At 72.4% G+C, this 23,058-nt stretch carries 20 protein-coding genes and 1 pseudogene; 7 read left to right on the top strand and 14 right to left on the bottom strand.

Annotated features, from left to right (window positions below; translation table 11 throughout):
• Positions 1-18: 18 nt before the first annotated feature.
• Positions 19-1,107, bottom strand: coding sequence for a redox-regulated ATPase YchF (ychF, locus tag AB0B72_RS11435; protein ID WP_367738510.1), 1,089 nt, complete (start codon positions 1,105-1,107; stop codon positions 19-21).
• Between the two features lie 223 nt (positions 1,108-1,330).
• On the opposite strand from ychF, the gene AB0B72_RS11430 reads away from it, so the two are divergent.
• Positions 1,331-2,635 (top strand): DNA recombination protein RmuC, encoded by a 1,305-nt coding sequence (locus AB0B72_RS11430; protein WP_367738608.1) that lies wholly within the window; start codon positions 1,331-1,333, stop codon positions 2,633-2,635.
• Positions 2,636-2,645: 10 nt separating this feature from the next.
• Positions 2,646-3,155, top strand: a complete 510-nt coding sequence (locus AB0B72_RS11425; protein ID WP_367738509.1) for a DUF6542 domain-containing protein — start codon at positions 2,646-2,648, stop codon at positions 3,153-3,155.
• A gap of 149 nt (positions 3,156-3,304) precedes the next feature.
• Here the strand turns inward: AB0B72_RS11425 and AB0B72_RS11420 are convergent, their stop codons facing one another.
• Positions 3,305-4,270 carry a 4-hydroxy-3-methylbut-2-enyl diphosphate reductase gene (locus AB0B72_RS11420; protein ID WP_367738508.1) on the bottom strand — a complete coding sequence of 322 codons (966 nt, stop codon included), beginning with the start codon at positions 4,268-4,270 and terminating at the stop codon, positions 3,305-3,307.
• A gap of 181 nt (positions 4,271-4,451) precedes the next feature.
• Here AB0B72_RS11420 and AB0B72_RS11415 point away from each other — a divergent pair, with 181 nt between their 5' ends.
• Together AB0B72_RS11415 and xseA are read left to right on the top strand one after the other, a co-directional pair.
• Positions 4,452-5,591 (top strand): hypothetical protein, encoded by a 1,140-nt coding sequence (locus tag AB0B72_RS11415; protein WP_367738507.1) that lies wholly within the window; start codon positions 4,452-4,454, stop codon positions 5,589-5,591.
• A gap of 110 nt (positions 5,592-5,701) precedes the next feature.
• Positions 5,702-6,910, top strand: a complete 1,209-nt coding sequence (gene xseA / locus AB0B72_RS11410) for an exodeoxyribonuclease VII large subunit (protein WP_367738506.1) — start codon at positions 5,702-5,704, stop codon at positions 6,908-6,910.
• A gap of 80 nt (positions 6,911-6,990) precedes the next feature.
• Here xseA and asnB read toward each other — a convergent pair whose 3' ends face one another.
• The 5 genes from asnB to AB0B72_RS11385 all read right to left on the bottom strand — a co-directional run bounded on the left by asnB (position 6,991) and on the right by AB0B72_RS11385 (position 10,710).
• Positions 6,991-8,856, bottom strand: a complete 1,866-nt coding sequence (gene asnB, locus AB0B72_RS11405) for an asparagine synthase (glutamine-hydrolyzing) (protein WP_367738505.1) — start codon at positions 8,854-8,856, stop codon at positions 6,991-6,993.
• 76 nt (positions 8,857-8,932) lie between these two features.
• The gene (locus AB0B72_RS11400; RefSeq protein ID WP_367738504.1) at positions 8,933-9,145 is read right to left on the bottom strand and encodes a hypothetical protein; all 213 of its coding nucleotides are present in this window, start codon (positions 9,143-9,145) and stop codon (positions 8,933-8,935) included.
• Positions 9,146-9,241: 96 nt separating this feature from the next.
• Positions 9,242-9,481 (bottom strand): exodeoxyribonuclease VII small subunit, encoded by a 240-nt coding sequence (locus AB0B72_RS11395; RefSeq protein WP_367738503.1) that lies wholly within the window; start codon positions 9,479-9,481, stop codon positions 9,242-9,244.
• 45 nt (positions 9,482-9,526) lie between these two features.
• Complete coding sequence (locus tag AB0B72_RS11390) at positions 9,527-10,045, bottom strand: DUF4245 domain-containing protein (RefSeq protein WP_367738502.1); 519 nt, start codon at positions 10,043-10,045, stop codon at positions 9,527-9,529.
• A gap of 71 nt (positions 10,046-10,116) precedes the next feature.
• Complete coding sequence (locus AB0B72_RS11385; RefSeq protein ID WP_367738501.1) at positions 10,117-10,710, bottom strand: TetR/AcrR family transcriptional regulator; 594 nt, start codon at positions 10,708-10,710, stop codon at positions 10,117-10,119.
• 146 nt (positions 10,711-10,856) lie between these two features.
• On the opposite strand from AB0B72_RS11385, the gene glpX reads away from it, so the two are divergent.
• The gene (gene glpX / locus AB0B72_RS11380; RefSeq protein ID WP_367738500.1) at positions 10,857-11,885 is read left to right on the top strand and encodes a class II fructose-bisphosphatase; all 1,029 of its coding nucleotides are present in this window, start codon (positions 10,857-10,859) and stop codon (positions 11,883-11,885) included.
• A gap of 18 nt (positions 11,886-11,903) precedes the next feature.
• Here the strand turns inward: glpX and AB0B72_RS11375 are convergent, their stop codons facing one another.
• Complete coding sequence (locus tag AB0B72_RS11375) at positions 11,904-12,551, bottom strand: DUF1707 domain-containing protein (protein ID WP_367738499.1); 648 nt, start codon at positions 12,549-12,551, stop codon at positions 11,904-11,906.
• 162 nt (positions 12,552-12,713) lie between these two features.
• Between AB0B72_RS11375 and AB0B72_RS11370 the strand changes: the two genes are divergently transcribed.
• Positions 12,714-15,137 carry a LuxR C-terminal-related transcriptional regulator gene (locus tag AB0B72_RS11370; RefSeq protein WP_367738498.1) on the top strand — a complete coding sequence of 808 codons (2,424 nt, stop codon included), beginning with the start codon at positions 12,714-12,716 and terminating at the stop codon, positions 15,135-15,137.
• A gap of 214 nt (positions 15,138-15,351) precedes the next feature.
• On the opposite strand, the pseudogene AB0B72_RS11365 reads toward AB0B72_RS11370, so the two are convergent.
• A pseudogene (locus tag AB0B72_RS11365) lies at positions 15,352-16,197 on the bottom strand (sensor histidine kinase); the annotation flags it as partial.
• A 65-nt stretch (positions 16,198-16,262) separates the two neighbouring features.
• Between AB0B72_RS11365 and AB0B72_RS11360 the strand changes: the two are divergent.
• Complete coding sequence (locus AB0B72_RS11360; protein ID WP_367738497.1) at positions 16,263-17,444, top strand: MFS transporter; 1,182 nt, start codon at positions 16,263-16,265, stop codon at positions 17,442-17,444.
• A gap of 14 nt (positions 17,445-17,458) precedes the next feature.
• Here the strand turns inward: AB0B72_RS11360 and iolD are convergent, their stop codons facing one another.
• Genes iolD through AB0B72_RS11335 form a run of 5 tightly spaced genes read right to left on the bottom strand, consistent with a single transcriptional unit; the run spans position 17,459 to position 22,882 of the window.
• Positions 17,459-19,336: a 3D-(3,5/4)-trihydroxycyclohexane-1,2-dione acylhydrolase (decyclizing) gene (gene iolD, locus AB0B72_RS11355; RefSeq protein ID WP_367738496.1), complete on the bottom strand. Its 1,878-nt coding sequence runs from the start codon at positions 19,334-19,336 to the stop codon at positions 17,459-17,461.
• A gap of 7 nt (positions 19,337-19,343) precedes the next feature.
• Positions 19,344-20,177: a 5-deoxy-glucuronate isomerase gene (gene iolB / locus AB0B72_RS11350; protein ID WP_367738495.1), complete on the bottom strand. Its 834-nt coding sequence runs from the start codon at positions 20,175-20,177 to the stop codon at positions 19,344-19,346.
• A complete protein-coding gene (locus AB0B72_RS11345; RefSeq protein WP_367738494.1) occupies positions 20,174-21,061 on the bottom strand; it encodes a class I fructose-bisphosphate aldolase in 888 nt (295 codons plus the stop codon). The genes iolB and AB0B72_RS11345 overlap by 4 nt, the downstream gene beginning before the upstream one ends.
• Positions 21,054-21,998, bottom strand: a complete 945-nt coding sequence (iolC, locus tag AB0B72_RS11340; RefSeq protein WP_367738493.1) for a 5-dehydro-2-deoxygluconokinase — start codon at positions 21,996-21,998, stop codon at positions 21,054-21,056. Before iolC ends, AB0B72_RS11345 begins: the two co-directional genes overlap by 8 nt.
• Positions 21,995-22,882 carry a sugar phosphate isomerase/epimerase family protein gene (locus AB0B72_RS11335; protein ID WP_367738492.1) on the bottom strand — a complete coding sequence of 296 codons (888 nt, stop codon included), beginning with the start codon at positions 22,880-22,882 and terminating at the stop codon, positions 21,995-21,997. Before AB0B72_RS11335 ends, iolC begins: the two co-directional genes overlap by 4 nt.
• Positions 22,883-23,058 lie beyond the last annotated feature (176 nt).

Here is a 23,058-nt window from a genome sequence, read left to right as displayed (position 1 = left end):
AGGGCGGACGGGGCCGGTTCAGACGTTGAAGCGGAACTCGACGACGTCGCCGTCGCGCATGACGTAGTCCTTGCCTTCGATCCTGGCCTTGCCGGCGGCGCGGGCGGCGGCGACCGAGCCGGCCTCCATGAGCTCGTCGAACGAGACCACCTCGGCCTTGATGAAGCCGCGCTGGAAGTCGGTGTGGATGACGCCGGCGGCCTCCGGCGCGGTCGCGCCCTTGCGGATCGTCCAGGCCCGGGTCTCCTTGGGCCCCGCGGTGAGGTAGGTCTGCAGGCCCAGCGTCTCGAAGCCGACACGGGCGAGCTGGGACAGGCCCGACTCCTCCTGGCCGACCGACTGCAGCAGCTCCAGCGCCTCGTCGTCGGGCAGCTCGACCAGCTCCGACTCGATCTTCGCGTCGAGGAACACGGCCTCGGCCGGGGCCACGAGCGCGGACAGCTTCGCCCTCAGATCGGTGTCGACCAGCTCGTCCGCGTCGAGGTTGAACACGTACAGGAACGGCTTGGCCGTGAGGAGGTGCAGCTCGCGAAGGTCGGCGGCGTCGATCCCGGCCGCCTTGCCGCCGGCGTACAGCGTCGTGCCGGTGTCCAGGAGCTTCGCCGCGGCCTCAGCGGCCTCCAGCAGGACCTTGCGGTCCTTGTTGGTCCTGGCCTCCTTCTGGAGGCGGGGTACGGCCTTCTCGATGGTCTGGAGATCGGCCAGGATCAGCTCGGTGTTGATCGTCTCGATGTCGCGCCCCGGGGAGATCTCCCCGTCGACATGGGTCACGTCGGGGTCGGAGAAGACCCGGATGACCTGGCAGATGGCGTCGGTCTCGCGGATGTTGGCGAGGAACTGGTTGCCCCTGCCCTGCCCCTCGGACGCCCCCTTGACCAGGCCCGCGATGTCCACGAACTCCACCTTCGCGGGGAGGACGCGAGCGGAGTCGTAGATCCCCGCCAGCTTCTCCAGCCGCGGGTCCGGCACGCCGACGATGCCCACGTTCGGCTCGATCGTGGCGAACGGGTAGTTGGCCGCGAGGGCGTTGCCGCTCTTGGTCAAGGCGTTGAAAAGCGTGGACTTGCCGACGTTGGGCAGGCCGACGATGCCGATGCTCAGGCTCACGTAGGCCGAGTTTACGGGCAGGGACAGGTGCGCCGGACATCCAGCCGACATCCAGCCGGACATCGACCCGCGCATCGAGCCGCGCATCGAGCCGGACGCGGTTCACGCGGACGGCGGCCCGTCAGACGTCCGGAAGGGCTTCGGCCCGGCCGTTCGCACCCGCCCTGAGCGCGCCTCCCCCTTCAAGCCGGACATGCCTGAAATGATCCAGGCCGTGGACGTCATGGCTCTCGCGCTCTGGCTCGCCGTGGGTCTCGCGGCGGGGCTGGTGATCGGTTTCACCCTCGCCCGTACGCGGGCCGCGAGCGAGGCCGCGCGATCGGCCGTCAGGATCGCCGAGGCCGAGGCGCGGGCCAGGGCGGCCGAGGACAAGGTCGCGTACGTCGAGAACCAGCTCTCCGAACGGTTCCAGGCGATCTCCGCCCACGCCCTCGACGTCAACAACCTGCGCTTCCTGGAGCTCGCCGAAAACCGGCTGAATACCACGAGAGCCGAGGCCGCGGGCGACCTCGACCAGCGCAGGCAGGCCGTCGAGAACCTGGTCGCGCCCCTGCGCGAGACGCTCGCGAAGGTCGAGAGCCAGCTCAGGGAGAGCGAGTCCGGCGCGCGCGCCGCCCGCGCCGAGCTGACCACCCAGATGGAGTTCGTACGGCAGAGCTCCGAGCAGCTCAAGACGCAGACGACCGCGCTGGTGCGTGCGCTCCAGCGGCCGGAGGCCCGGGGGCGCTGGGGAGAGCTGCAGCTCCGCCGCGTGGCCGAGATCGCCGGCATGGCCCGGTTCTGCGACTTCGACGAGCAGGTGAGCGCGAGCACCCCGGACGGGCTCGTCCGCCCCGACATGGTCGTACGGCTCAGCGGCGACAGGAACATCATCGTCGACGCCAAGGTGTCGCTCGCCGCCTACCTCGAAGCGGCCGAAGCCGCCGACCCGGAGTTCGCGTCGGCACGCCTGGACGCCCACGCCCGCCATCTCCGTGAGCACGTGGACCGCTTAGCGGCCAAGACGTACTGGCAGGCGTTCAGCCCGGCGCCGGAGTTCGTCGTGCTCTTCATCCCCGGCGAGGCGTTCCTCGCCCCGGCGCTGGAGCGCGACCCCGGTCTGCTGGAGCACGCCATGAGGCGGCGGGTGCACATCGCCACCCCCACGACGCTCATCACGATGCTGCGCACCGCGCAGTACGCCTGGCAGCAGGCGGCGCTGGGCGAGAACGCCAAGGCGGTCTTCGACCTCGGCAAGGAGCTCTACGAGCGCCTCGGCGGCCTGGGCCGCCACGTGGACGGCCTCGGCAGGGCGCTGTCCAAGGCCGTCGGCGCGTACAACCAGACGGTCGGATCGCTGGAGAGCCGGGTGCTGGTGACGGCGCGCAAGATGAGCGATCTCGGGATGGTGGACTCCTCGCTCGACTCCCCCGGCCCCGTCGAGCAGCTCCCCCGGCTGGTCACGATGGCGGAAGCCGATGGTGAAGAGCGGGTAAGGACCCCTCCGCCGCACCTCCAGAACGGTAAATTGGCGCGAGACTTGTCGTAAGGGGGGCTCGATGGCAGGCACCGATCGGGCAGGCGTCAGGCTGACCGCCCGAGGGGCGATCGTCATGCTCTTCACGGCCACCCTGGTGGGCCGGCTCCTCCCCCTCCCTGTTTCCGGCCTCGTCTTCGTCGCCGGCTGCCTCGCCGCCGTGCTGCTGGTGCACCCCCGCGACCTGCTGCCGCTCGTGGTGACGCCTCCGCTGGTGTTCTTCGTCGCGACGACGCTGGTGGAGCTGGCGCGGTCGATCGGCGCGGGCTCGCCGCTGCAGGCGCTGGGCCTGGGGCTGTTCACCGCGCTGTCGTCCGGCGCGCCGTGGCTGTTCGGCGGCTCGGCGCTGGCGCTGGCCGCGGCGTGGCCGCGTGGCCTGCCCGGCAACGTGCGAGCGCTGCGCGCGGACGCCGGCCCCGACCCTGCCGGCCCTCCCGCTCCCCGGGGGCGAGGCCGCCGCGGGGCGTCGTTCGATCCCGAGCCGGAGGGGTACTTCGAGCCCCGCGTGTACGGCAAGGCCGCGGAGAAGTAGCCGGGTCGTGCGGGCCGGCGGGCCCGCATCACCGGGCCCGCGTCACCGGGCTCTGGTCATCTGAGCCTGATTATCTGAGCCTGATTTACTTGGCCTGGTCATCCGGGCTGGTTACCTAGTCCGGTCATCCGGGCTGGTCACCCGCCTGGTCATCCGGCGCGCAGGTCCCGGCGGAGCTCGTGCGGGAGGGCGAAACGCATGCTCTCCTTGACCGACTCGACCTCCTCGACGTCGGCGAAGCCGAGCGCGGCCAGCCGGGCGAGCACTCCCTCGACGAGCTCCTCGGGGACCGAGGCGCCGCTGGTCACGCCGACGGTGGTCACACCCTCCAGCCACTCGTCCTGGATGAACGAGGCGTCGTCGACCAGGTGGGCCGCGTCGGCCCCGTAGTCCTTGGCGACCTCGACCAGGCGCTTGGAGTTCGAAGAGTTGCCGGAGCCGACCACGATGACCAGCTCGGACTCCGCCGCGATCTGCTTGACGGCCGTCTGCCGGTTGGAGGTGGCGTAGCAGATGTCGTCGCTCGGCGGGTCGATCAGATTGGGGAAGCGCCCGCGGAGCCGCGCGACGGTCTCGTTGGTCTCGTCGACCGACAACGTGGTCTGCGACAGCCAGACGACCCGCTCGGGGTCGCGGACGGCGACCTTGCCGACGCCGTCCAGGCCGTCCACGAGCTGGATGTTGCCGGGGGCCTCTCCCGCGGTGCCCTCGACCTCCTCGTGCCCCTCGTGCCCGATGAGCAGGATGTCGTAGTCCTTGGCGGCGAACCTCTTGGCCTCGTTGTGCACCTTGGTGACGAGCGGGCAGGTCGCGTCGATCGTCTTGAGGCGGCGCGCGGCGGCCTCCTCGTGCACGCTGGGAGCCACGCCGTGCGCCGAGAAGACGACGATCGCGCCTTCGGGGACCTGTTCGGTCTCCTCGACGAAAACGGCCCCGCGGGCCTCCAGCGTCTTCACGACGTGGGTGTTGTGCACGATCTGCTTGCGCACGTATACGGGCGCGCCGTACTGGTCCAACGCCCGCTCGACGGCCTCGACGGCCCGGTCGACGCCGGCGCAGTAACCACGCGGCTTGGCGACCAGCACTCGGCGGCCGGGAGGGCTCTGCACGTCCATGTTCCTATGCTATGTGGAACGCCAGCCGCCTCTTGACCCTGGTCTTGCGAGACTGGACGTCTGAGAATAGATCTCCCCAGGAGCCGCGATGTCCGTCCTTAGAGCTATTACGAAACCTCTACGCGACGCGTTGGAAAGCTGTGACCACCTGCGTAGCAGGGCCAAGGACCTTCCCGTCCAGATGCTTCAGTCCACCCTCAACGGCGTCGGCCAGGCACTGCTGGCCGGTGACCGCCTCCGGTCCGCCGTCAAGCGCATGGCCGGCGGCGAGAGCCGGAACGGCCAGGTGCCGGTCGACGAGACGGAGGCGCCGACGGCGGCCGGGCCCACCGGGGACGAGGAGCGGCCCGCACGCCGGGAGCCGGTCATCTTCTCGCCCCGCCCGAAGAAGGAGGCCGAGCCCGAGAGTGCCAAGCCCGAGAGCGCCAAGCCCGAGAGCGCCGAGCGGGAGGTGCCGGAGCCTCAGAGCGCCAAGCCCGAGAGCGCTGAGCAGGAGGTGCCGGAGCCTGAGAGCTCTGACGCCGCTCCCGTCGCTCCACCCGCTGCCACTACGCCCAGCGCCGCCGGCGCCTCCACCCCTGCCGCGCCGGCCGCGGAACTGCCCGCTTCCGAGGCGACGTCGCTCACCGACACTGAGCCGGACGTCCCGGGGACCCAGGGCCTCGCTGCGCAGGAGTCCGATGACCAGAACCCCGCGGCGCAGGACTCCAGTGCTCCTGCCCCAGCCTCTGCGGCACAGGAGCCGGTGGCGGAGGAGACGGTAACGCCGGCGGCCGAGCCGGAGCCCGCCAAGCCCGCCAAGCCGTCGAGGGCGGCGTCCACCCGGACCCGTACGGCGGGGGCCACGGCCGGAGCGGCCAAGACCCCGGCCAAGAGGACGGCGAAGACCCCGGCCGGCGGTTCCGCCAAGAGCCCGGCCTCGGACGCCCCCGAGAGCCCCGCCGCGGATGAGGCGCCCGAGAGCCCTGCTACGGCTGACGCACCCAAGACCAGGGCGAAGGCTCCGGCCAAGTCGGCGGCCAAGGCTCCGGCCAGGAGGACGGCCAAGGCGGCCGCGAACTCAGCGGACCAGGAGCAGGCGGCAGAGCAGGCGCAGGCACCAGAGCAGGCGCAGGGGCAGAGTCAGGCGGCGGAGCGGGTTCCGGCTGAGCCCCTTCCCGGCTACGGCGACCTGACGCTGGCCTCGCTGCGCGCCAGGCTGCGCGGCAAGTCCGCCGAGCAGGTGCACGCGCTGCTCGACTACGAAAAGGAGAACGCCAACCGGCCCGAGGTGGTGCGGCTGTTCCAGAACCGCCTGTCCAAGCTGCAGTCCGAGGCCTGACCCGCGGGGGCCGCGCCCTGCGGAATGTCGGTGGGTGCGGCTAGCCTGCGAGTGCGGTTCGGCGAGCGCGCGGGTGGGCCGTGCCGCCGGGTCACAGGCGAGGAGGGCACGTGAGCGGGAAGACCTCACCGGAGGCGCCGCTGCCGATCCGGTCGGTCCTGCAGATGGTCGCCCAGTGGATCGGCAAGCTCGGCACGATCTGGGTGGAGGGTCAGATCACCGAGCTGACGGCGCGCGGCGCCACGGTGTTCCTCACCCTGCGGGATCCGGTCGCCAACGTGTCGGCCCGCATCACCTGCGGCCGCGGGGTCTACGAGGCGAGCGTGCCGCGCCCGGTGGACGGCGCGCGGGTCGTCATGCACGTCAAGCCAGACTTCTGGGTCAACAAGGGCTCGTTCGCCTTCACCGCGCTGGAGATCCGGCCGGTCGGCATCGGGGAGCTGCTCGCCCGGCTGGAACGGCTGCGCCAGGTGATGGCGAGCGAGGGCCTGTTCAACGTGGACCGCAAGCGGCGGCTGCCGTTCCTGCCCGGCACGATCGGGCTGATCTGCGGGCGCGACTCGGCGGCCGAGCGCGACGTGCTGGAGAACGCCAGACGGCGCTGGCCCGCCGTGCGTTTCAAGGTCGAGCAGGTGGCCGTCCAGGGGCCGTACGCGGTGGGCGAGGTCACCGAGGCGCTGCGCAAGCTCGACGCCGACCGTGAGGTCGACGTCATCATCGTCGCCAGGGGCGGCGGCTCCCTTGAGGATCTCCTGCCGTTCTCCGACGAGTCGCTCGTCCGGGCCGTGGCGGCCTGCCGGACGCCCGTGGTCAGCGCGATCGGCCACGAGCAGGACAGCCCGCTGCTCGATCTCGTGGCCGACCTGCGGGCCTCAACGCCGACCGACGCGGCCAAGAAGGTCGTTCCGGACGTGGGCGAGCAGCTCACGCTGGTCCGCCAGTTCAGAGACAGGGGCCGCCGGGTGGTCAAGGGCTGGCTCGACCGGGAGATCTCCTGGCTGGAGTCCGTCCGGTCGCGGCCCTCGCTCGCCGACCCCGTCCGCGAGCTCGACCGGCGCGCCGAGCAGGTCGACGCGCTGCGCGAGCGGTCCAGGCGCTGCCTGACGTCGTCGCTCGACCGCTCGGCCGACTCCTTGGAGCATCTGCGTGCCCGGCTCGTCGCGCTGTCCCCCGCCGCCACGCTGGAGCGCGGCTACGCCATCGCCCAGCGGCCCACCGGCGAGGTCGTGCGGCTGGCCGGCGATGTGAAGCCGGGCGACGAGCTCACGATCCGGTTCTCCGACGACCGGATCACCGTCACGGCGTCACCCGAGGAGTAGCCCGGGATCGGCCCACGCGAAGGCCGGAGGGCCTCCCGCACACGACGTACGCCGGGGAGGCCTCAGGCGGGGGATCCGGATCAGAGGGTGACGCGGGCGCCGTACTTCTCCAGCCACGCGTTGATCTGCAGGAAGGCCTCCAGCGACGTCCGCGCGCCTTGCAGGCTCACGGCACCCACAGGCTCGTCGAGCAGCCCGCGGATCCTCCCGGTGTCGACGAGCGAGGCCGCCGCGACGTCGCCGCCGTCCAGCAGCCGCTTCACCGACGCCCGCAGGGCCCGCTCGTACGCCGGGTCCTGTGTCGACGGGTACGGCACCTTGCGGCGCTCGACGACGGAGCGCGGCAGCACGTCGGCCGTGGCGGCGCGCAGCAGGCTCTTCTCATGGCCGTCGAAGGTCTTCATGGCCCACGGGGCGTTGAAGACGTACTCGACCAGCCGGTGGTCGCAGAACGGCACGCGGACCTCCAGCCCGACGGCCATGCTCATGCGGTCCTTGCGGTCGAGCAGGATCTGCACGAACCGGGTGAGGTGCAGATAGCTGACCTCCCGCATCCGCCGTTCCAGGCCGGTCTCGCCGGGCAGCCGGGGCACCTCGGCCAGCGCCCGCTGGTAGCTGTCCGCCCGGTACGCCGGGATGTCGAGCTTGCGCCGCAGGTCGTCGTCGAGGAAGTCGGTCCTGGTGGACAGCCCGTTCACGCCGCTGTACGTGAGCCACGGGAACGTGTGCGCGTTGACCGCCTCCGGGTCGTGGAACCAGCGGTAGCCGCCGAACACCTCGTCGGCCGACTCCCCGGACAGCGCCACCGTGGAGTGCGCCCGGATCGCCTTGAACAGCAGGTAGAGCGAGGTGTCCATGTCGCCGATGCCCAGCGGGAGATCGCGAGCCCGCAGAACGGCGGCGCGGACGCCGGGGTCCATGAGGTCGGCCGAGTCGAGGACGATGTCCGTGTGGTCGGAGCCGACGTGCCGTACGACGTCGTGGACGAAGGGGGTGTCGGGCGTGTCGCGCATCTGGTCGGGCTGGAAGTGCTCGGTGTAGCCGGCGAAGTCGACGGAGAAGGACCGGACCCTGCCGTGCCCCTCCAGCGCGCGGGCGGCGAGCGCGGTCACCGCGCTGGAGTCGAGGCCGCCGGACAGCAACGTGCACAGCGGCACGTCGGAGATGAGCTGCCGGGTGATGATGTCGTCGAGCAGCTCCCGGACGGTGCCGACCGTCGTGGCCAGGTCGTCGGTGTGCTCGTGGGACTCCAGCTTCCAGTAACGGCGCTTGCTCAGCCCTTCGCGGCGCACCTTGACGATCTGGCCGGGCCGCACCTCGTACATCCCGCGGAAGACACCGCTCTCGGGTGTCTTGACGAACGCCAGGATCTCGCGCAGCCCGTCGGCGTCGATGACCGGCTCGGCGAGCGGGTTGGCGAGGATCGCCTTGGGCTCGGAGCCGAAGAGCACCCCGGCCGGGGTCGGGTAGTAGTACAGGGGCTTGATCCCCATCCGGTCGCGGACGAGCAGCAGCTCCTCGCTCCGGACGTCCCAGATGCCGAACGCGAACATGCCGTTGAGGCGGGTGACGAAGTCGTCACCCCACTGCAGGTAAGCCTCCAGGACCACCTCGGTGTCGCTGTGCGTCCTGAAGCGGTGGCCGAGCCGGACCAGCTCCTCGCGCAGCTCCCGGTAGTTGTAGACCTCTCCGCTGTAGGTGAGTGCGGCGATCACACCGTCCTCCCCGCTCACGACCATGGGCTGGCGGCCGCCCTCGATGTCGATGATGGCCAGCCGCCGGTGGCCGAACGCGACGTGTTGGTCGGACCACATTCCCTCGTCGTCGGGGCCGCGGCAGGCCATGGTGTCCGTCATGGCCTTGACTGACTGACCCTTTCGCCGCAGGTCGCGCTGGTAGTCCACCCAGCCGGTGATTCCGCACATGAAGATGACCCCCCGGTTCATCGTGTTGTGCTTCGTACCTGGGTTAAAACGTTTGAATACCCCCATTTATGCCCAAACAGGGCAGCCGTTCCGCCTGTCAAGCCATACCCGGTCGGGCCGCCCGCAGCGCTCGGGAACGCCATACCGCGTAGCCCACGGCGGTGAACAGCGGCAGCACCGGCAGAGGGTGGCCCAGCGACGCGCCGAGAGCGTAGTCGCCCACCGGCACCGCGACAGCCAGCGCGAACACCGGGGCCGCGCCCGTGGGCAGCGTCCGGCGAGCGCCGGGCACCGCCGGACCTCTCGCCATGGCCGCCCTCCAGCCCGCCGGACATCAGACGGCCGGGAACGGCCGTCAATAGGTTGGCAGCCTACATGTCGGCAGACGACACAAAAAGAAGATCGATTAGAACGGGGCCTCTTCGGGGCCGTTCGCCTGGGGCTCCTGGCGCTGCGCCATCGCCGCCGCCAGCTTCACGCGGGCCCCCTGAAGCCACTCCTCGCAGACCGCGGCCAGCCGCTCCCCGCGCTCCCACAGCTCGATGGACTGCTCCAGCGTGAGCCCGCCGGTCTCCAACCGGCGAACCACCTCGGTCAGCTCCTCGCGAGCCTGCTCATACGACGGCGTCTGCTTCTCCTCAGCCACGCCCCCACCATAGAGCCCGGCACCGACACACCGCCCGCGTGTCCGCTAGGGGGTGCCGAGGGTCCGGGCGAGCGCGGCCAGCTCGTCCCAGCCGGCCGTCCCGGTGACGACCACCGTGTGATCGGGCAGGACGCGCACGAGCGACCGCTGGTCCTTGTCGGGGCGGAACCGCTCCTGCCAGGCCACCCCGTCGATCACCTGGCCGCCGCTCGCCTTGTCGGTGTTGGCCATCCGGTTGGCGAACTCACCGGGAGGGCGCTCGTCGCTCTGCGCGATCATGGCATGCAGTCCGCCCCCGGTGGCGAACCCGAGGCGCCAGGTCACCGCGCCGCCGTCGCCGTCGAGGGCGGAGCTGGTGGGCACCCAGCCGGGCGGGACCCTGCGCGGGACGACGATCTCGTACGGCGCCTCGCGGACGGCGGCGGCCTGGTCGGCCCGGTAGTCCGCCCGGGGGATCTGGTCGGCCCGGCCGCGGGGCGTGGCGAGCAGGAAGAGGCCGGCACCGGCGAGGCAGACGACGAGCGCGAACGCGTAACCGGGCAAACCCTGGGTGATCCGTCCCACGTCAGGGGAGGTTACCCGGCGGAGCCGCCGGCGATGACGCGGAGCGCGTCCTGGGCATCACCCGGCGGCGCTCACGGGTGACGGATGCCGCCGATGATGCGCAGGGCATCCTCGGCGATCTTGCGGGCGGCCTCCGGGTCCTCCGACAAGGTCACCTCCTGCACGACCGCCGCCAGGGCGCCGGTGACGACCACGACGAGGGCGTCCTCGTGCTCGAAGAGGGCGGCGGTCCGCCTGGCCCACTGGCGGAGCCGGTCACGCATGATCACCTCGAACCCGGGCGGGGCGTCCCCGCGCAGGAACAGGGCCGCCAGGTCGCGCTCGGCGAGGCACCCTTCGAGGTAGGCGCGCGCACCGGCCAGGAACAGCGGCATCGGGCCGGTCTCCCCCGCCGTCCTGGCCTCCTGCACGGCCTGCTTGGTCCGCTGGGTCTGCCGCTTCTGGAACTCTTCGAACAGCGTCAGGTAAAGATCGGCCTTGCCCGAGAAGTGGTGGTAGAGGCTGCCCACGCTGGCGCCCGCCCTGGCCACGACCTCGGTCACCCCGGCTTCGGCGAAGCCGCTGGTGATGAACGTCTCCTTCGCGGCGTCGAGTAGCGCGCTCCGCGTGGCGGCGCCGCGGTCCGACGTGCGCGCTGTTACGGTTCGCTCGGTGTCGCTGCTCATGACGGCGACGATATCCCGACCTGTCGCCCCTGGCGCGTCCCCGGCGCCAATGCCCCCCGGAGCTGCCAGGACAGGTTCAGACCAATCGGACAACAACGCTCCGGAGAAACTACGATCCCAGGAACGGGACCTTACGAAGGGGATCGATGGCTGATCACGTACCCGCCGCGCTGGCGACGGGGGAGCACGCGCCCGACCGCAACCTGGCCCTCGAACTGGTCCGGGTGACCGAGGCCGCCGCGATGGCGGCCGCCCGGTGGGTCGGCCGCGGGGACAAGAACGGGGCGGACGGCGCGGCGGTGAACGCGATGCGCCAGCTCATCAACACGGTCTCCATGCGGGGTGTCGTGGTGATCGGCGAGGGCGAGAAGGACAACGCCCCGATGCTCTACAACGGCGAGGAGGTCGGCGACGGCACCGGGCCCGAGTGCGACGTCGCGGTCGACCCGATCGACGGCACCCGGCTGTGCGCGCTGGGCATGAACAACGCGATCTCGGTGCTGGCCGTCGGTGAGCGTGGCTCGATGTACGACCCCTCGGCGGTCTTCTACATGGAGAAGCTCGTCACCGGCCAGGAGGCCGCCGACCATGTGGACATCGACGCGCCCGTGGCCGACAACATCAGGGCCGTCGCCCGCGCCAAGGGCGCCAAGCCGTCCGACGTGACGGTCGTGGTCCTCGACCGGCCCCGCCACGAGAGGATCGTGAAGGAGATCCGCGAGACCGGCGCGCGGATCAGGTTCATCACGGACGGCGACGTGGCGGGCGCCATCATGGCGGCACGTTCCGGGACCGGCGTCGACCTGATGCTCGGCATCGGTGGCACTCCGGAGGGGATCGTCGCCGCCTGCGCGATGAAGTGCCTGGGCGGCGTCATCCAGGGCAAGCTGTGGCCGCGCGACGACACCGAGCGCCGCAAGGCCCTCGACGCCGGGCTCGACCTTGACCAGGTGCTGACCACCGACGACCTCGTACGCTCCGACGACGTCTTCTTCGCGGCGACGGGCATCACCGACGGCGAGCTGATGTACGGCGTGCGGTTCCAGGGCGGCGCGGCGGTGACCCACTCCCTGGTCATGCGGGGCCGTTCCGGGACGATCCGCAAGATCGAGAGCGAGCACCAGCTCTGGAAGCTCGGCGCCTACAGCGCCATCAACTTCGACACCGCCGTCTGAGCCACCCGGCCGGCGGCGTCAGTCCCGGCGGAACAGGCCCTTGCGGGGACGCTTCGGCGACCGTGCCACGACCTTTCCGCCGAAGACGAACCCGGCCAGCTCGATGACCGGCGCGTCGGGGGCGTGGCCCCTCGCCCCTGGCGGGAGCCGTACCTCGTCGTGCAGCGAGCTGACCCGCGCCGAGGGTGCGGTCACGATCCTGACGCCCTCGGGGACGATCAGCGTGACGGTCCCGGCCATGACGGCGAGCTGCACCACCACGTGCCGCGACTGGAGCAGCGCCTCGCACAGATCCATCGTCACCCGGCCGCCCAGGGAGGTCACGGGCACCTGGGAGGGCACCACCCACCGGCCGGTCCGGCTCTCGCTGCGGAAGAACGCCGTCACCGGACGCCCGTCCACCTGGAAGGGCTGGCTGCCGGGGGGCAGCAGGTCGGCGGTGAGCCCGGCCAGCTCTCCGAGGGTCTGGGCGGAGCAGGCCCGCTCCAGGCGCTCCTCATGCTCCAGAAGCGTGAGCCGGCCGTCGGCCACGGCCTCGGTGAGCACGGAGACGACCCGCTCCCGGTCGGCGTCCGAGGCCCGGAGCCGGGACAGGTCCGAGGTCCCGGGTGCGCGGGACGAGAGGAAGGCGGAGATCCACTTGCCGGCTGTCGACTCGCTGCTCACACCCTTGAGAGTAAGCCGTCGCGGGCGCTGGAGGGGCCCGCCTCCACAGGTGTCGCGGGCGCTGGAGAGGCCGGTCGCCACAGGTGTGCACCGCGCCCGCGCCCCCCCGCCGGCCGGTGACCTCGTTTGACCTGCGACTTCGCCAGACCTAGCGTGAGGAGGGTGGCCGCTTCGGCATTTGTCCGGCAGGTCGGCAATCTACCCGCTGATCTGACGAGTTTCGTGGGCCGCAGGCAGGAGCTCGCCGAGATCAGGCACCTGCTGTCCGTCTCCCGGCTGCTGACCTTGGTCGGGGTGGGAGGCGTGGGGAAGACCCGGCTCGCCCTGCGGGCCGCCGCTGACCAGCACCGCGCGTTCGACGCCGTCTGGCTGGTGGATCTGACCAGCCTCGACGACCCGGCCCTCGTGGCGGAGACGGTCGCGGCGACCTTGGGGGTGCGCGACGACTACGCCGCCTCCCCTCTCGACGCCCTCACGAAGTTCCTGGCCGCCCGCCGGACGCTGCTCGTGCTGGACAACTGCGAGCATCTGGGCGACGCCTGCGGGACGCTCGCGCACCGGCTCCTGCGGGCCGCCCCCGACCTGCGCATCCTGGCGACGAGCCGGCAGTCTCTCGGCATCACCGGCGAGCACCAGATGAAGGTGGAGCCGCTCGCCGTCCCCGAGCCGGACGGGCCGCTGACCGTCAAGGCGGTCGAGATGTACGACGGGGTGGGCCTGTTCGTGGAGCGGGCGGCGGCCGTGGTCCACGGGTTCTCGCTCACGCGGGACAACCAGGCGGCGGTGGTCGAGCTGTGCAGGCGGCTGGACGGCATCCCCCTGGCGATCGAGCTCGCCGCGGTGCGGTTGCGGGCGCTGTCGGTCGGCGCCCTGGTCGAGCGCCTGAGCGACCGCTACGCCTGCCTGACAGGCGGCAGCCGGGCCGCGATGCCACGCCAGCAGACGCTGCACGCGCTGGTGGACTGGAGCTACCAGTTGCTCTCGCCCCCCGAGCGGGTGTTGTGGACCCGGATGTCGATCTTTCCCAGCCATTTCGACCTCGACGCCGCCGAGACCGTCTGCTCGGGTGACGGCATCGAGCGGGAGTACGTGCTCGACCTGATCGACAACCTGCTCGACAAGTCGCTGCTGGTACGCGAGGAGTATGCGGGAGAGGTCCGCTATCGCATGCTGGAGACCCTGCGGGAGTTCGGCCGGCGGCGGTTGAGCGGGCCGGACGAGCACCGGACGCTGCGACGGCACCGGGACTGGTGCATGCTGCTGCTCGACCGGGCGGCCGCCGAATGGTTCGGCCCCCGGCAGAGCTTCTGGTTCCCCCGTCTCGGGCTGGAGCGGGGGAACTTCCGGGCGGCCCTGGAGTTCTGCCTGCTTGAGGCCGGCGAGGCGGAGACCGGGCTGCGCATGGCGACCTGCCTGTACGAGACCTACTGGGTGCCCCACGCGTTCTACGCCGAGGGCCGCCACTGGTTCGGCCGGCTGCTGCCGGCGGCTCCCGAGCCCACGGCGGCCCGCGCGCGGGCTCTGTGCGCCGCCGCCGAGTTGGCGTTCACCCAGGGCGACATCGAGGCGGGCGAGCTCCTCATCGGCGAGGGCCGGACACTGGCCGCCAAGCTGGGCGACGCGATGAGCATGGGCCGGGCGTCCCTCATCTCCGGCATCGCGGCGCACTACACCGGCGACCACGCACGGGCCGCCGTACTGCTCCAGGAGACCCTGGACGGGCCCGGCGCCGGCTGCGACCCCGTCGGCACGGTGGTCGCCCTGATCACCCTGGCCTCGACCGCCGGCTTTCTCGGCGACACCGAACGGGCCGAGGAGCTGTTCGAGCGGAGCCTGACCATGGTCGAGCGCTACGGGGAGAGCTGGATCCGCCCCTGGGTGCTGACGGTCGTCGCCGTGCACGCCTGGCGGGCGGGCGACAACGCGCGCGCGATGGCGCTGGCACGCGAGAGCCTGCTCGTCGGCCGTCCCCTCGACGACCGGCTGGCCGTCATGACCGGCATCGAGGCCCTCGCCTGGTTCCTCGCGGACGAGGGTCACCACGTCGAGGCGGCCCGCATGATCGGCGCGGTGGAGCAGGCCGGCCGTACGGCGGGCCTGCACACCCGGCAGCACGAGCAGTTCCTCAAGTTTCACGAGCAGTGCGTCGCCCTCCTCCGGCGCGAGCTGGGCGAGACGGCCTTCGCCCGCGCGACGCGGCAGGGCGGCCGTCTGACGCTGGAGCAGGCGGTCGCCGAGGCGATCGGCGCCCGGCCCGCCGAGGCGGAGGACGCTCCCGCCGCCGAGGCCCCACCGTCCGCACCGTCCGCGCTGTCCCCTCTGACCGCGCGAGAGCGGGAGATCGCGGAGCTGATCGCCGGGGGGCTGAGCAACAAGGAGATCGCGTCCACCCTCGTCATCGCCCAGCGCACCACGGAGGGCCATGTCGAACACATCCTTACCAAGCTGGGTTTCAGCTCCCGCACCCAGATCGCGTCTTGGGTGACCGCCCGGAAGGCCGTGGAGGAGAACAGGCGACGGCGCGATCCCACCGGCACGGTGAGCCCGCCTCATCACCTTCCTGGACACGGAACCGGACCGTCGTGACCATTTCCCCGTCCTCCTGAGCGCGGGACCGGCCCGCCGTGACCATCCCCCCGTTCTCCTGAGCGCGGGACCGGCCCGCCGTGACCAACTCCCCGTCCTCCTGTGACCGGCTCGGCGTGGGCGGCGGGTTCGTTTCCGGCAGATCCGGCGAACGGCCCGGCACCGCCCCCTCGGCCTGCGAGCGCACGGCGCTGTTGGAGGAGGCCATCGGCAGGCGGACGACGAACCGGACGCCGGGCTTGGCGTCCTCGACGCCGATCCTCCCTCCGTGGGCCTCGACGACCTCCCGGACGATGGCCAGGCCGAGCCCGGAGCCGCCGTTGCTCCTGCTCCTGGCGGCGTCCCTGCGGTAGAACCGGTCGAAGATCCGCTCGTGCTCCGCCTCGGGGATGGCCTCGCCGTCGTTGGTCACGGCCAGCAGGGCCCACCCGTCCTCACAGCGGACGTCCACGCGGACGGTCGTGGCCGCGTGCCGGTCGGCGTTGTCGAGCAGGCTGGTCACCACCCGGGACAGCAGGGACCGCATCCCGCGCACGGTCACGCCGGCCGGGATGTCGACCCGGATCGGCCGCCGCCCCCGCCGCCATCCGACCTCGGAGGCGACGAGCTGCCCGAAGTCGATCTCCTCGCGCCGCCCGTCCGGGATCGTCTCGATTCCCGCCAGGAGCAGCAGGTCGGCGACGATCGCCTCCAGTCTGCATGTGGCCCGCAGCGCCCCCTCGACGGCGTCGCGGAGGTCGTCCGGATACAGCCGGGCCAGTTCGAGCTGGGCACGTATTCCAGCGACGGGAGTGAGCAATTCGTGCGAGGCGTTGGCGGCGAACAGCCGCTGCTGCCGTAGCGCGTGCTCCGCGGCCAGCTCGGCGTTCTCGATCCGGTTCACGGTGCTGTTCACCTCGACTTTCCTCGTCCACAGCCGGGAGCCGGGCGGGAGTTCGCCCCACTTGCCAGCTTGGAGGGCGGCACACCACCCCGGAACGGGGGAAAACCGTGGTAGCGGTACCTGACCACGCCACGTAGGTAGTGAGAGAGGCGCCGGATCACGCGGCGCACGGCCCATTGACCGCGGGGATCGGTGCTCCTAGTCTGGCCGAACTTGAACCCTCCTCATGTTCCGGAGGCAGTGTGCCCACCCCTCGTGACCGGCAGGCACGCCTCGCCACGTTCGCCGTCTTCTTCGTGCAGGGCCTCACGTTCGCCACGCTGCTGACGCAGGTGGCGGCGCTGCAGGACAAGCACGGCCTCAGCGACGGCGAGCTGTCCATCCTGCTCCTCGTGGTCCCGGTCATCGCGGGGGCGGGCAGCGTGCTCGCGGGCACGCTGGCCTCCCGGTTCGGCAGCCGCCCGGTGCTCCGGCTCGTGCAGCCGCTGGCGTGCGCGGCGGTCGTGCTCGCCGGGCTCGCCTCCAACGTCCCGGAGCTCGTGGCGGCCAACGTGCTGTTCGGCCTCGGGCTCGGCGGCGTGGACGCGGGGATGAACATGCAGGGTGTCGCGGTCGAGCGCCGGTACGGCCGGGCCGTCCTGACCGGCTTCCACGCCCTGTGGAGCGCCGCGGCGGTCATCGGCGCGTTGTGGGCGTCCGCGGCGGCCGGGCTGAAGCTGGACCTGCCGGTCACGTTCGCGATCGTTTTGGCGCCGGCCGTCGTCGTCTCCCTCGTCGCCTCCGCCTGGCTCTACCGGTCCGGCGAGGAGCACGCGCCCGCGGCCGAGGAGCAGGCGAAGGGCGCCGTACGGGTGCCCTGGCGGCCGATCATCCCGCTCTGCCTGGCGATGGCCTTCCTGTACGTGGGCGACTCGTCGATCTCCAACTTCGGGTCCGTCTTCATGGACAAGGTCATGGACGCCTCCGCGACGGTCGTGCCGCTGGCCCTGGGCGCCTACCAGGCCACCACGTTCCTCGTCAGGATCGGGGGCGACCTCGCCGTCCGCAGGTACGGCCCGGCCGCGATCGTGCGGGCCGGCGCCACCGTCGCCACCCTGGGGTTCGTGGCGATCGTGGCGGCCCCGACCGAGGCGCTGGCCGTCGCGGGCTTCGCGCTCACCGGCGTCGGCCTGTCGGTCGTCGCCCCGCAGTCGTTCTCCGCCGCCGGGCGGCTCGACCCCGCCGCCGCGGGAGTGGCCATCGCCCGGGTCAACATGTTCAACTACGTGGGCTTCATCGTGGGGGCGGCGCTGGTCGGCGGCATCGCGGACGCGTCGAACTACCGGATCGCGTTCGCCGCGCCCCTCGTGCTGGCCGCCGTGATCATCCTGCTCGCACGCGGCTTCCAGCCCCGTACGGCGCCCGTCTCGCCGGCCGCCGCCTGACCTGGCCCCCTCGGTCAGGCACGCGGCGGGGACCACGGCCGCAGGTACGGCTCCTGGGCCCGCTTGGCCTCCTCGTACCGCTCGTGGATCTCGGACGCGCCGACCTGGGCCACCGGGACGTCCCACCAGGCCCCCGACTCCGGCCCGGCGTCCGGCACGGTCTCGACATACACGACCGTGGTCCGGGAGGCCTCGACGGCCTTGGTGAGCGCCGCACGCAGCGACTCCCTGTCCGACGCCTTGAGCACGTCGGCGCCGAGGCTGGCCGCGTTGGCCGCCAGGTCCACGGGCAGCCTGCCCCCGTCCAGCTCCCCCGAGGCTCCGCGCATGCGGTACTCCGTGCCGAGCCGGCCGGCCCCGACCGCCTCGGACAGGCCGCCGATCGAGGCGAACCCCTGATTGTCGACCAGCACGATGACGAGCTTGACGCCCTCCGAGACGGCGGTGGCGATCTCCTGGGCCATCATCAGGTACGACCCGTCGCCGACCAGCACGAACACCTCACGCTCGGGGTCGGCGAGCTTCGCTCCCAGGCCGCCGGCGATCTCGTAGCCCATGCAGGAGTAGCCGTACTCGACGTGGTAGGCCCGGGGGTCCGGCGCCCGCCACAGCTTGTGCAGGTCGCCCGGCATCGAGCCGGCGGCGTTGACCACCACCGCCCCGCCGGGCCCCGCGCCCAGGGCGATCTCGTTGACGGCGCCCAGCACGACCGGCTGCGTCAGCGCGTCGCCGGAGACCGCCCGGGCGACCACTCCCTGCCAGCGCCCCGCCAGCTCGGCCGCGCGGGCCGTCCACTCCGGGTCGGCGCGCCACCGCCCGCCCAGCGCCCCGTCGAGCGCGTCCAGGGCGGCCCGCGCGTCGGCGACGAGCGGGACGCCGGCGTGCTTGGCCGCGTCGAAGGCGGCGACGTTGACGTTGACGAAGGCCGCCGCGGCTCCGAAGAGGGTGCGCGAGGCGGTGGTGAAGTCGCTGTAGCGGGTGCCGAGGCCGATCACCAGGTCGGCCTCGCGGGCCAGCGCGTTCGCGGCGGCCGTCCCCGTGGCGCCGATCGCCCCCACCGCGCACGGATGGTCGTACGGCAGGGCGCCCTTGCCGGCCTGCGTCTCCCCCACCGGCACGCCGTACCGCTCGGCGAAGGCGCGCAGCCGCTCCCACGCCTCGCTGTATCCGACCCCGCCCCCCGCGACGATCAGCGGCCGCCGCGCCTCCATGATCGCCTGTACGGCTCTCGCCAGCGCGGCGGGCTCGGGGACGGGCCTGCCGACGTGCCAGACCCGCCGCTCGAACAGCTCGTCCGGCCAGTCGAAGGCCTCGGCCTGCACGTCCTGGGGCAGGGCCAGCGTCACGGCCCCGGTCTCGGCCGGGTCGGTCAGCACGCGCATCGCGGCCAGCAGTGCGGACGGGAGCTGCTCCGGCCGGTTGACCCGGTCCCAGAAGCGGCTGACGGGCCGGAGGCAGTCGTTGACGCTCACGTCGTACGATCGGGGATCCTCCAGCTCCTGCAGGACCGGGGAGGCGACCCGGGTGGCGAACAGGTCCCCCGGGAGCAGCAGCACCGGCAGCCGGTTGACGGTCGCCAGCGCCGCCCCGGTGACCATGTTGGTCGCTCCCGGCCCGATCGAGCTCGTGCAGGCGAACGTGGACAGCCGGTTGGCCTGCTTGGCGTATCCGGCCGCCGTGTGGACCATGGCCTGCTCGTTGCGTGCCAGGTGGTACGGCAGGGCCGACCGGATGCCCGCGCCCTGCCGGGCGAGCGCCTGGCCGATCCCGGCGACGTTGCCGTGGCCGAAGATGCCCAGGCAGCCCTGGACGAGCCGCCGCTCCACGCCGTCGCGCTCACTCCACTGCCTGCCGAGGAACCGCACCAGCGCCTGCGCCACCGTGAGCCGCATGACTCCCTCACTCCTCCCCGAAAGGCACTCGCGGGTCGATCGGCCGGCCGGCCCACGACGACCGGATCCACGCGTGCCGGGGGTCGTCGCGGAACGCCATCGAGCGCTTCTCGGCGGGGCCGGCCAGCACGTTGAGGTAGTACAGGTCGTAGCCGGGGGCGGCCATGGAGGGCCCGTGATAGCCGTGCGGCACCAGCACCACGTCTCCCGACGACACCTCCGCCAGGACGTCGTGCGTGCCGTACACCCGCTGGTAGCCGGGGCCGCCCTCGAAGTAGTAGATCTCCTCCAGCACGGCCTCGCCCTCCCCTTCCGTGTCGTGCTTGTGCGGGGGGTAGGACGACCAGTTGCCGTCCGGGGTCAGCACCTCCACCGCGACGAGCCTGTCGCAGTCGAACGCCTCGGGCGAGCAGAAGTTGTTGACCTGCCGGGTCGCCTGGCCCGCTCCGCGGATCTCCACAGGCACCTCCCGCGCGGGGCCGTACCGCGCGGGCAGCCGCCGCTCCGCCCGCGCGGACGGCAGCGCGAACCGGCCGCTGCCGGTGATCCGCACGGCGGCTCCGACCGGCAGGTACGCGAAGTCGGTCGCCGGGCCGAACACCGACGCGCGGCCCTCCAGGGCGAACACCTCGCCGTCGGCGACCACCTCGCACCCACCGGAAAGGGGCAGGACCAGCATCTCCTCCGCGCCGGTCTCGAACTCCACCGTGCCGTCAGCGCCACCGGGGCCGCCGCCGAGGTCGGCGATCCGCAGCCCGCAGTAGGCCCATCCGGCGGACTCGGGCGTCACCTGGACCGACCACGGCCCCGCCCCGGCGGTCCCGAACGGGATGTACGTCATCGACCCGCCCCTCCCAGCAGCCCCGCCACCGTGTCGGCGGCGGCGGCGACGTCGTCGTCCGGCGGGTAGAGCAGCGCCCGCCCCACCACCAGCCCCCGTACGCCGGGATGGCGCAGCGCCTCGCCCCACGAGGCGTAGACCTCGTCACGCGCCCCGGCCGGGTCGCCTCCGAGCAGGAGGGTCGGCAGCGTGGTCGCCTCCATCACCCGCTCCATGTCGTCGATCACCGGGATCTTCAGCCACGTGCGCGCCGAGGACGCGCCGAGGGCCTGGCCGACGTGGATGGCGTGGATCATCGCGTCGGCCGAAAGGTCGTGGACGACCCCTCCGCCGTCCCGCCTCGACCAGAACGGCTCGATCATCGCGGCCAGCCCGTTCCTCGCCAGCGCGGTCACGGCGCGCGCGCAGCTCTCCAGCGTGGCGGCCGTCCGGTCGTCGTCGATGCCGACGCGGCACAGCATCTTGCCGCCGTCGAGCCGCATCGCCACGATCGCCTCGGTGTCGTAGGCGGTGAACCGGTCGTCGAACTCGAACACCGCGCCCCGCAGGCCGCCCCGGTTCATCGAGCCGATCACGATCCTGTCGTCGAGCGCGCCCAGCAGCAGCAGATCCTCGATCACGTCAGGCGTGCCGAGCACCCCGTCGACTCCCGGCCGGGAAAGGGCGACAAGCAGCCGGTCGAGCATGTCGGCCCTGCTGGCCATCGCCATCGGCCGCCCCGCCACGCCGAGCGCCCCGCGGGCCGGGTGGTCCGCCGCCACGATCAGGAGCCGGTCGCGGCCGGCCAGCAGGGGCCTGCGCCGCCGCGCGGCGGCCGCCTCGGCGATCCTCTCGGGATGGCGGGCCCGGTCGTCGAGCAGCCGCCGGTAGTCCACGTCACGCATGTGCTTTCCCCGCCAGCATCGCGCCGACCTCCTCGGTGGTGGGCATCGCGGGGGCGCACGCCAGCCGCCCGGCCACGATGGCGCCCGCCGCGTTGGCGAAGCGCAGCGTCCGCTCCAGCGGCCAGCCCGCGAGCAGGCCGTGGCACAGCGCGCCGCCGAACGCGTCGCCCGCGCCGAGCCCGTTGACCACCTCGACGGCCACCGGCGGCACCACCACGGTCTCGTCCCTGGTCATGCCCAGCACACCGTCCGGGCCCCGTTTCACGACCGCGAGCGCGACGCCGCCGTCCAGCAGCGCCTTCGCCGCCTCGTACGGCTCCCGCGTGCCGGTGGGCACCTCCACCTCGTCGAGGTTTCCGACCGCGACCGTGACGTGGCCCAGGGCCCGCCGTACGAGATCGGGGGCCTCGGCGAGGTCGGGCCACAGCGCCGGCCGGTAGTCCAGGTCGAGCACCGTGGGCGGGCGGCGGCCCCGGGCCTCCCAGGCGGCGAAGTGGGCGGCGCGGGACGGCTCCTGGGACAGGCCGGTGACCGTCGCCCAGAACAGCCCCGCCTCCGCGACCGCCGCCAGGTCGAGCTCGGTGGTGTGGATCTCCAGGTCGGGGGCCTTCGGCGCCCGGTAGAAGTAGATCGGGAAGTCATCCGGCGGCCGGATCTCGCAGAACGTCACGGGCGTCGGCAGCCCGCCGACGGTGGTGACGTGCCGGTCGTCCACGCCGTACTGGACGAGCGCGTCGTGGAGGAACTCGCCGAAGGGGTCGGCGCCGGTCCTGCTGATCAACGCGGCCGAGCGGCCGAGCCGGGCGGCGGCGACGGCCACGTTGGCCGGGCTGCCCCCGAGGAACTTGCCGAACGTCTCGACATGCCGGAGCGACACCCCGACCTGAAGGGGGTAGACGTCCACTCCGAGGCGGCCGATCGTCAGCACCTCCGTCATGAGAGGCCTTTGAGGTAGTCCATGCTCGCCCTCACGTCGCGCACCGGGCCCTCCCCCTTCTCGGGGTCCTTCTCGGGGTCCTTCTCGGGGTCGCGGCCGAGCACGACGTCCTGCTCCATGACGTACCACCCGCCGTAGCCCGCCACGCCGAGCCGGGCGACGATCCCCGCCACGTCCACGTCACCTGTCCCGAGGGGGCGGTAGATCCCCTTCGCGACGGCCTGGGTGTAGGTGAGCCGCCCGGCGCCCACCTGCTCGGCCAGCGCGGCGTCCACGTCCTTCAGGTGCGCGTGGGCGACCCGCCCGGGGGCGTCTCGGACGATCTCCAGCGGGTCCGTCCCGCCGATCAGCAGGTGCCCGGTGTCCAGGCACAGCGATACGGCACAGCCGTCCAGCACCCGGCGCACGTCGTCGCGGGTCTCGACCATCGTGCCGACGTGGGGGTGGAGGGTCACCAGCGGGCCGCCGCCGTCCGCGGCCTCCTTCAGGACGCGGTCGAGGGAGCCGAGCAGCGCCTCCCAGCCGTCCCCGCCGAGCACTGGGCGCGTGTCGTATCCCTCCATGCCGGTGGCGGCGGCCAGCACCATGACCTCGATCCCGCCCTCGCGGAACGACTCCAGCAACGGCCGCAGGCCCGCCACCGGGTCCCGGCCGGGGTCGTGCAGGACCACCGGCACGAACCCCCCGACGGCCCGCAGGCCGTACGCGCCGAGGAGCGCGCCGCGCTCGGCCGGCGACGCAGGGAGGAAGCCCTCCGGGCCCAGCTCGGTGGCGGTGAGACCGAGATCGCGCATCTCGGCCAGCACCCGATCGCGGCCGAGCTGGTGCCCCCAGCCGGGGACCTCGCACACCCCCCACGAGATGGGCGCTCCGGCGATCTTCACGTGGTCACCTCCATGAGGCGGACGGGCCGCCTCTCGCGCCGGGCCTGCTCGGAGAGGACGGCCGCGTGAAACGCGCCCGCACGGCCGGGACCAGGCACACCGACACGCATGACGCCCTCCAGGACTCCCGCGATCCGGCACGGCTCTTAAGTTGACGGCTTCTTAAGTTGTAGGTG

The sequence above is a fragment of the Microbispora sp. NPDC049125 genome, from assembly GCF_040802045.1.
Lineage (GTDB): Bacteria > Actinomycetota > Actinomycetes > Streptosporangiales > Streptosporangiaceae > Microbispora.
The sequence above is the reverse complement of the archived record's forward strand: the minus strand, read 5'-3'. Positions and strand labels throughout refer to the sequence as shown.

Coding starts and splice junctions, on each gene's coding strand:
- iolC (WP_367738493.1), bottom strand. CDS start 21,998: ATGACGGAGGTGCTGACGATCGGCCGCCTCGGAGTGGACGTCTACCCC.
- AB0B72_RS11415 (WP_367738507.1), top strand. CDS start 4,452: ATGCTTCAGTCCACCCTCAACGGCGTCGGCCAGGCACTGCTGGCCGGT.
- asnB (WP_367738505.1), bottom strand. CDS start 8,856: ATGAACCGGGGGGTCATCTTCATGTGCGGAATCACCGGCTGGGTGGAC.
- glpX (WP_367738500.1), top strand. CDS start 10,857: ATGGCTGATCACGTACCCGCCGCGCTGGCGACGGGGGAGCACGCGCCC.
- AB0B72_RS11400 (WP_367738504.1), bottom strand. CDS start 9,145: ATGGCGAGAGGTCCGGCGGTGCCCGGCGCTCGCCGGACGCTGCCCACG.
- iolD (WP_367738496.1), bottom strand. CDS start 19,336: ATGCGGCTCACGGTGGCGCAGGCGCTGGTGCGGTTCCTCGGCAGGCAG.
- AB0B72_RS11430 (WP_367738608.1), top strand. CDS start 1,331: ATGGCTCTCGCGCTCTGGCTCGCCGTGGGTCTCGCGGCGGGGCTGGTG.
- AB0B72_RS11420 (WP_367738508.1), bottom strand. CDS start 4,270: ATGGACGTGCAGAGCCCTCCCGGCCGCCGAGTGCTGGTCGCCAAGCCG.
- AB0B72_RS11425 (WP_367738509.1), top strand. CDS start 2,646: ATGGCAGGCACCGATCGGGCAGGCGTCAGGCTGACCGCCCGAGGGGCG.
- AB0B72_RS11385 (WP_367738501.1), bottom strand. CDS start 10,710: ATGAGCAGCGACACCGAGCGAACCGTAACAGCGCGCACGTCGGACCGC.
- AB0B72_RS11345 (WP_367738494.1), bottom strand. CDS start 21,061: ATGCGTGACGTGGACTACCGGCGGCTGCTCGACGACCGGGCCCGCCAT.
- iolB (WP_367738495.1), bottom strand. CDS start 20,177: ATGACGTACATCCCGTTCGGGACCGCCGGGGCGGGGCCGTGGTCGGTC.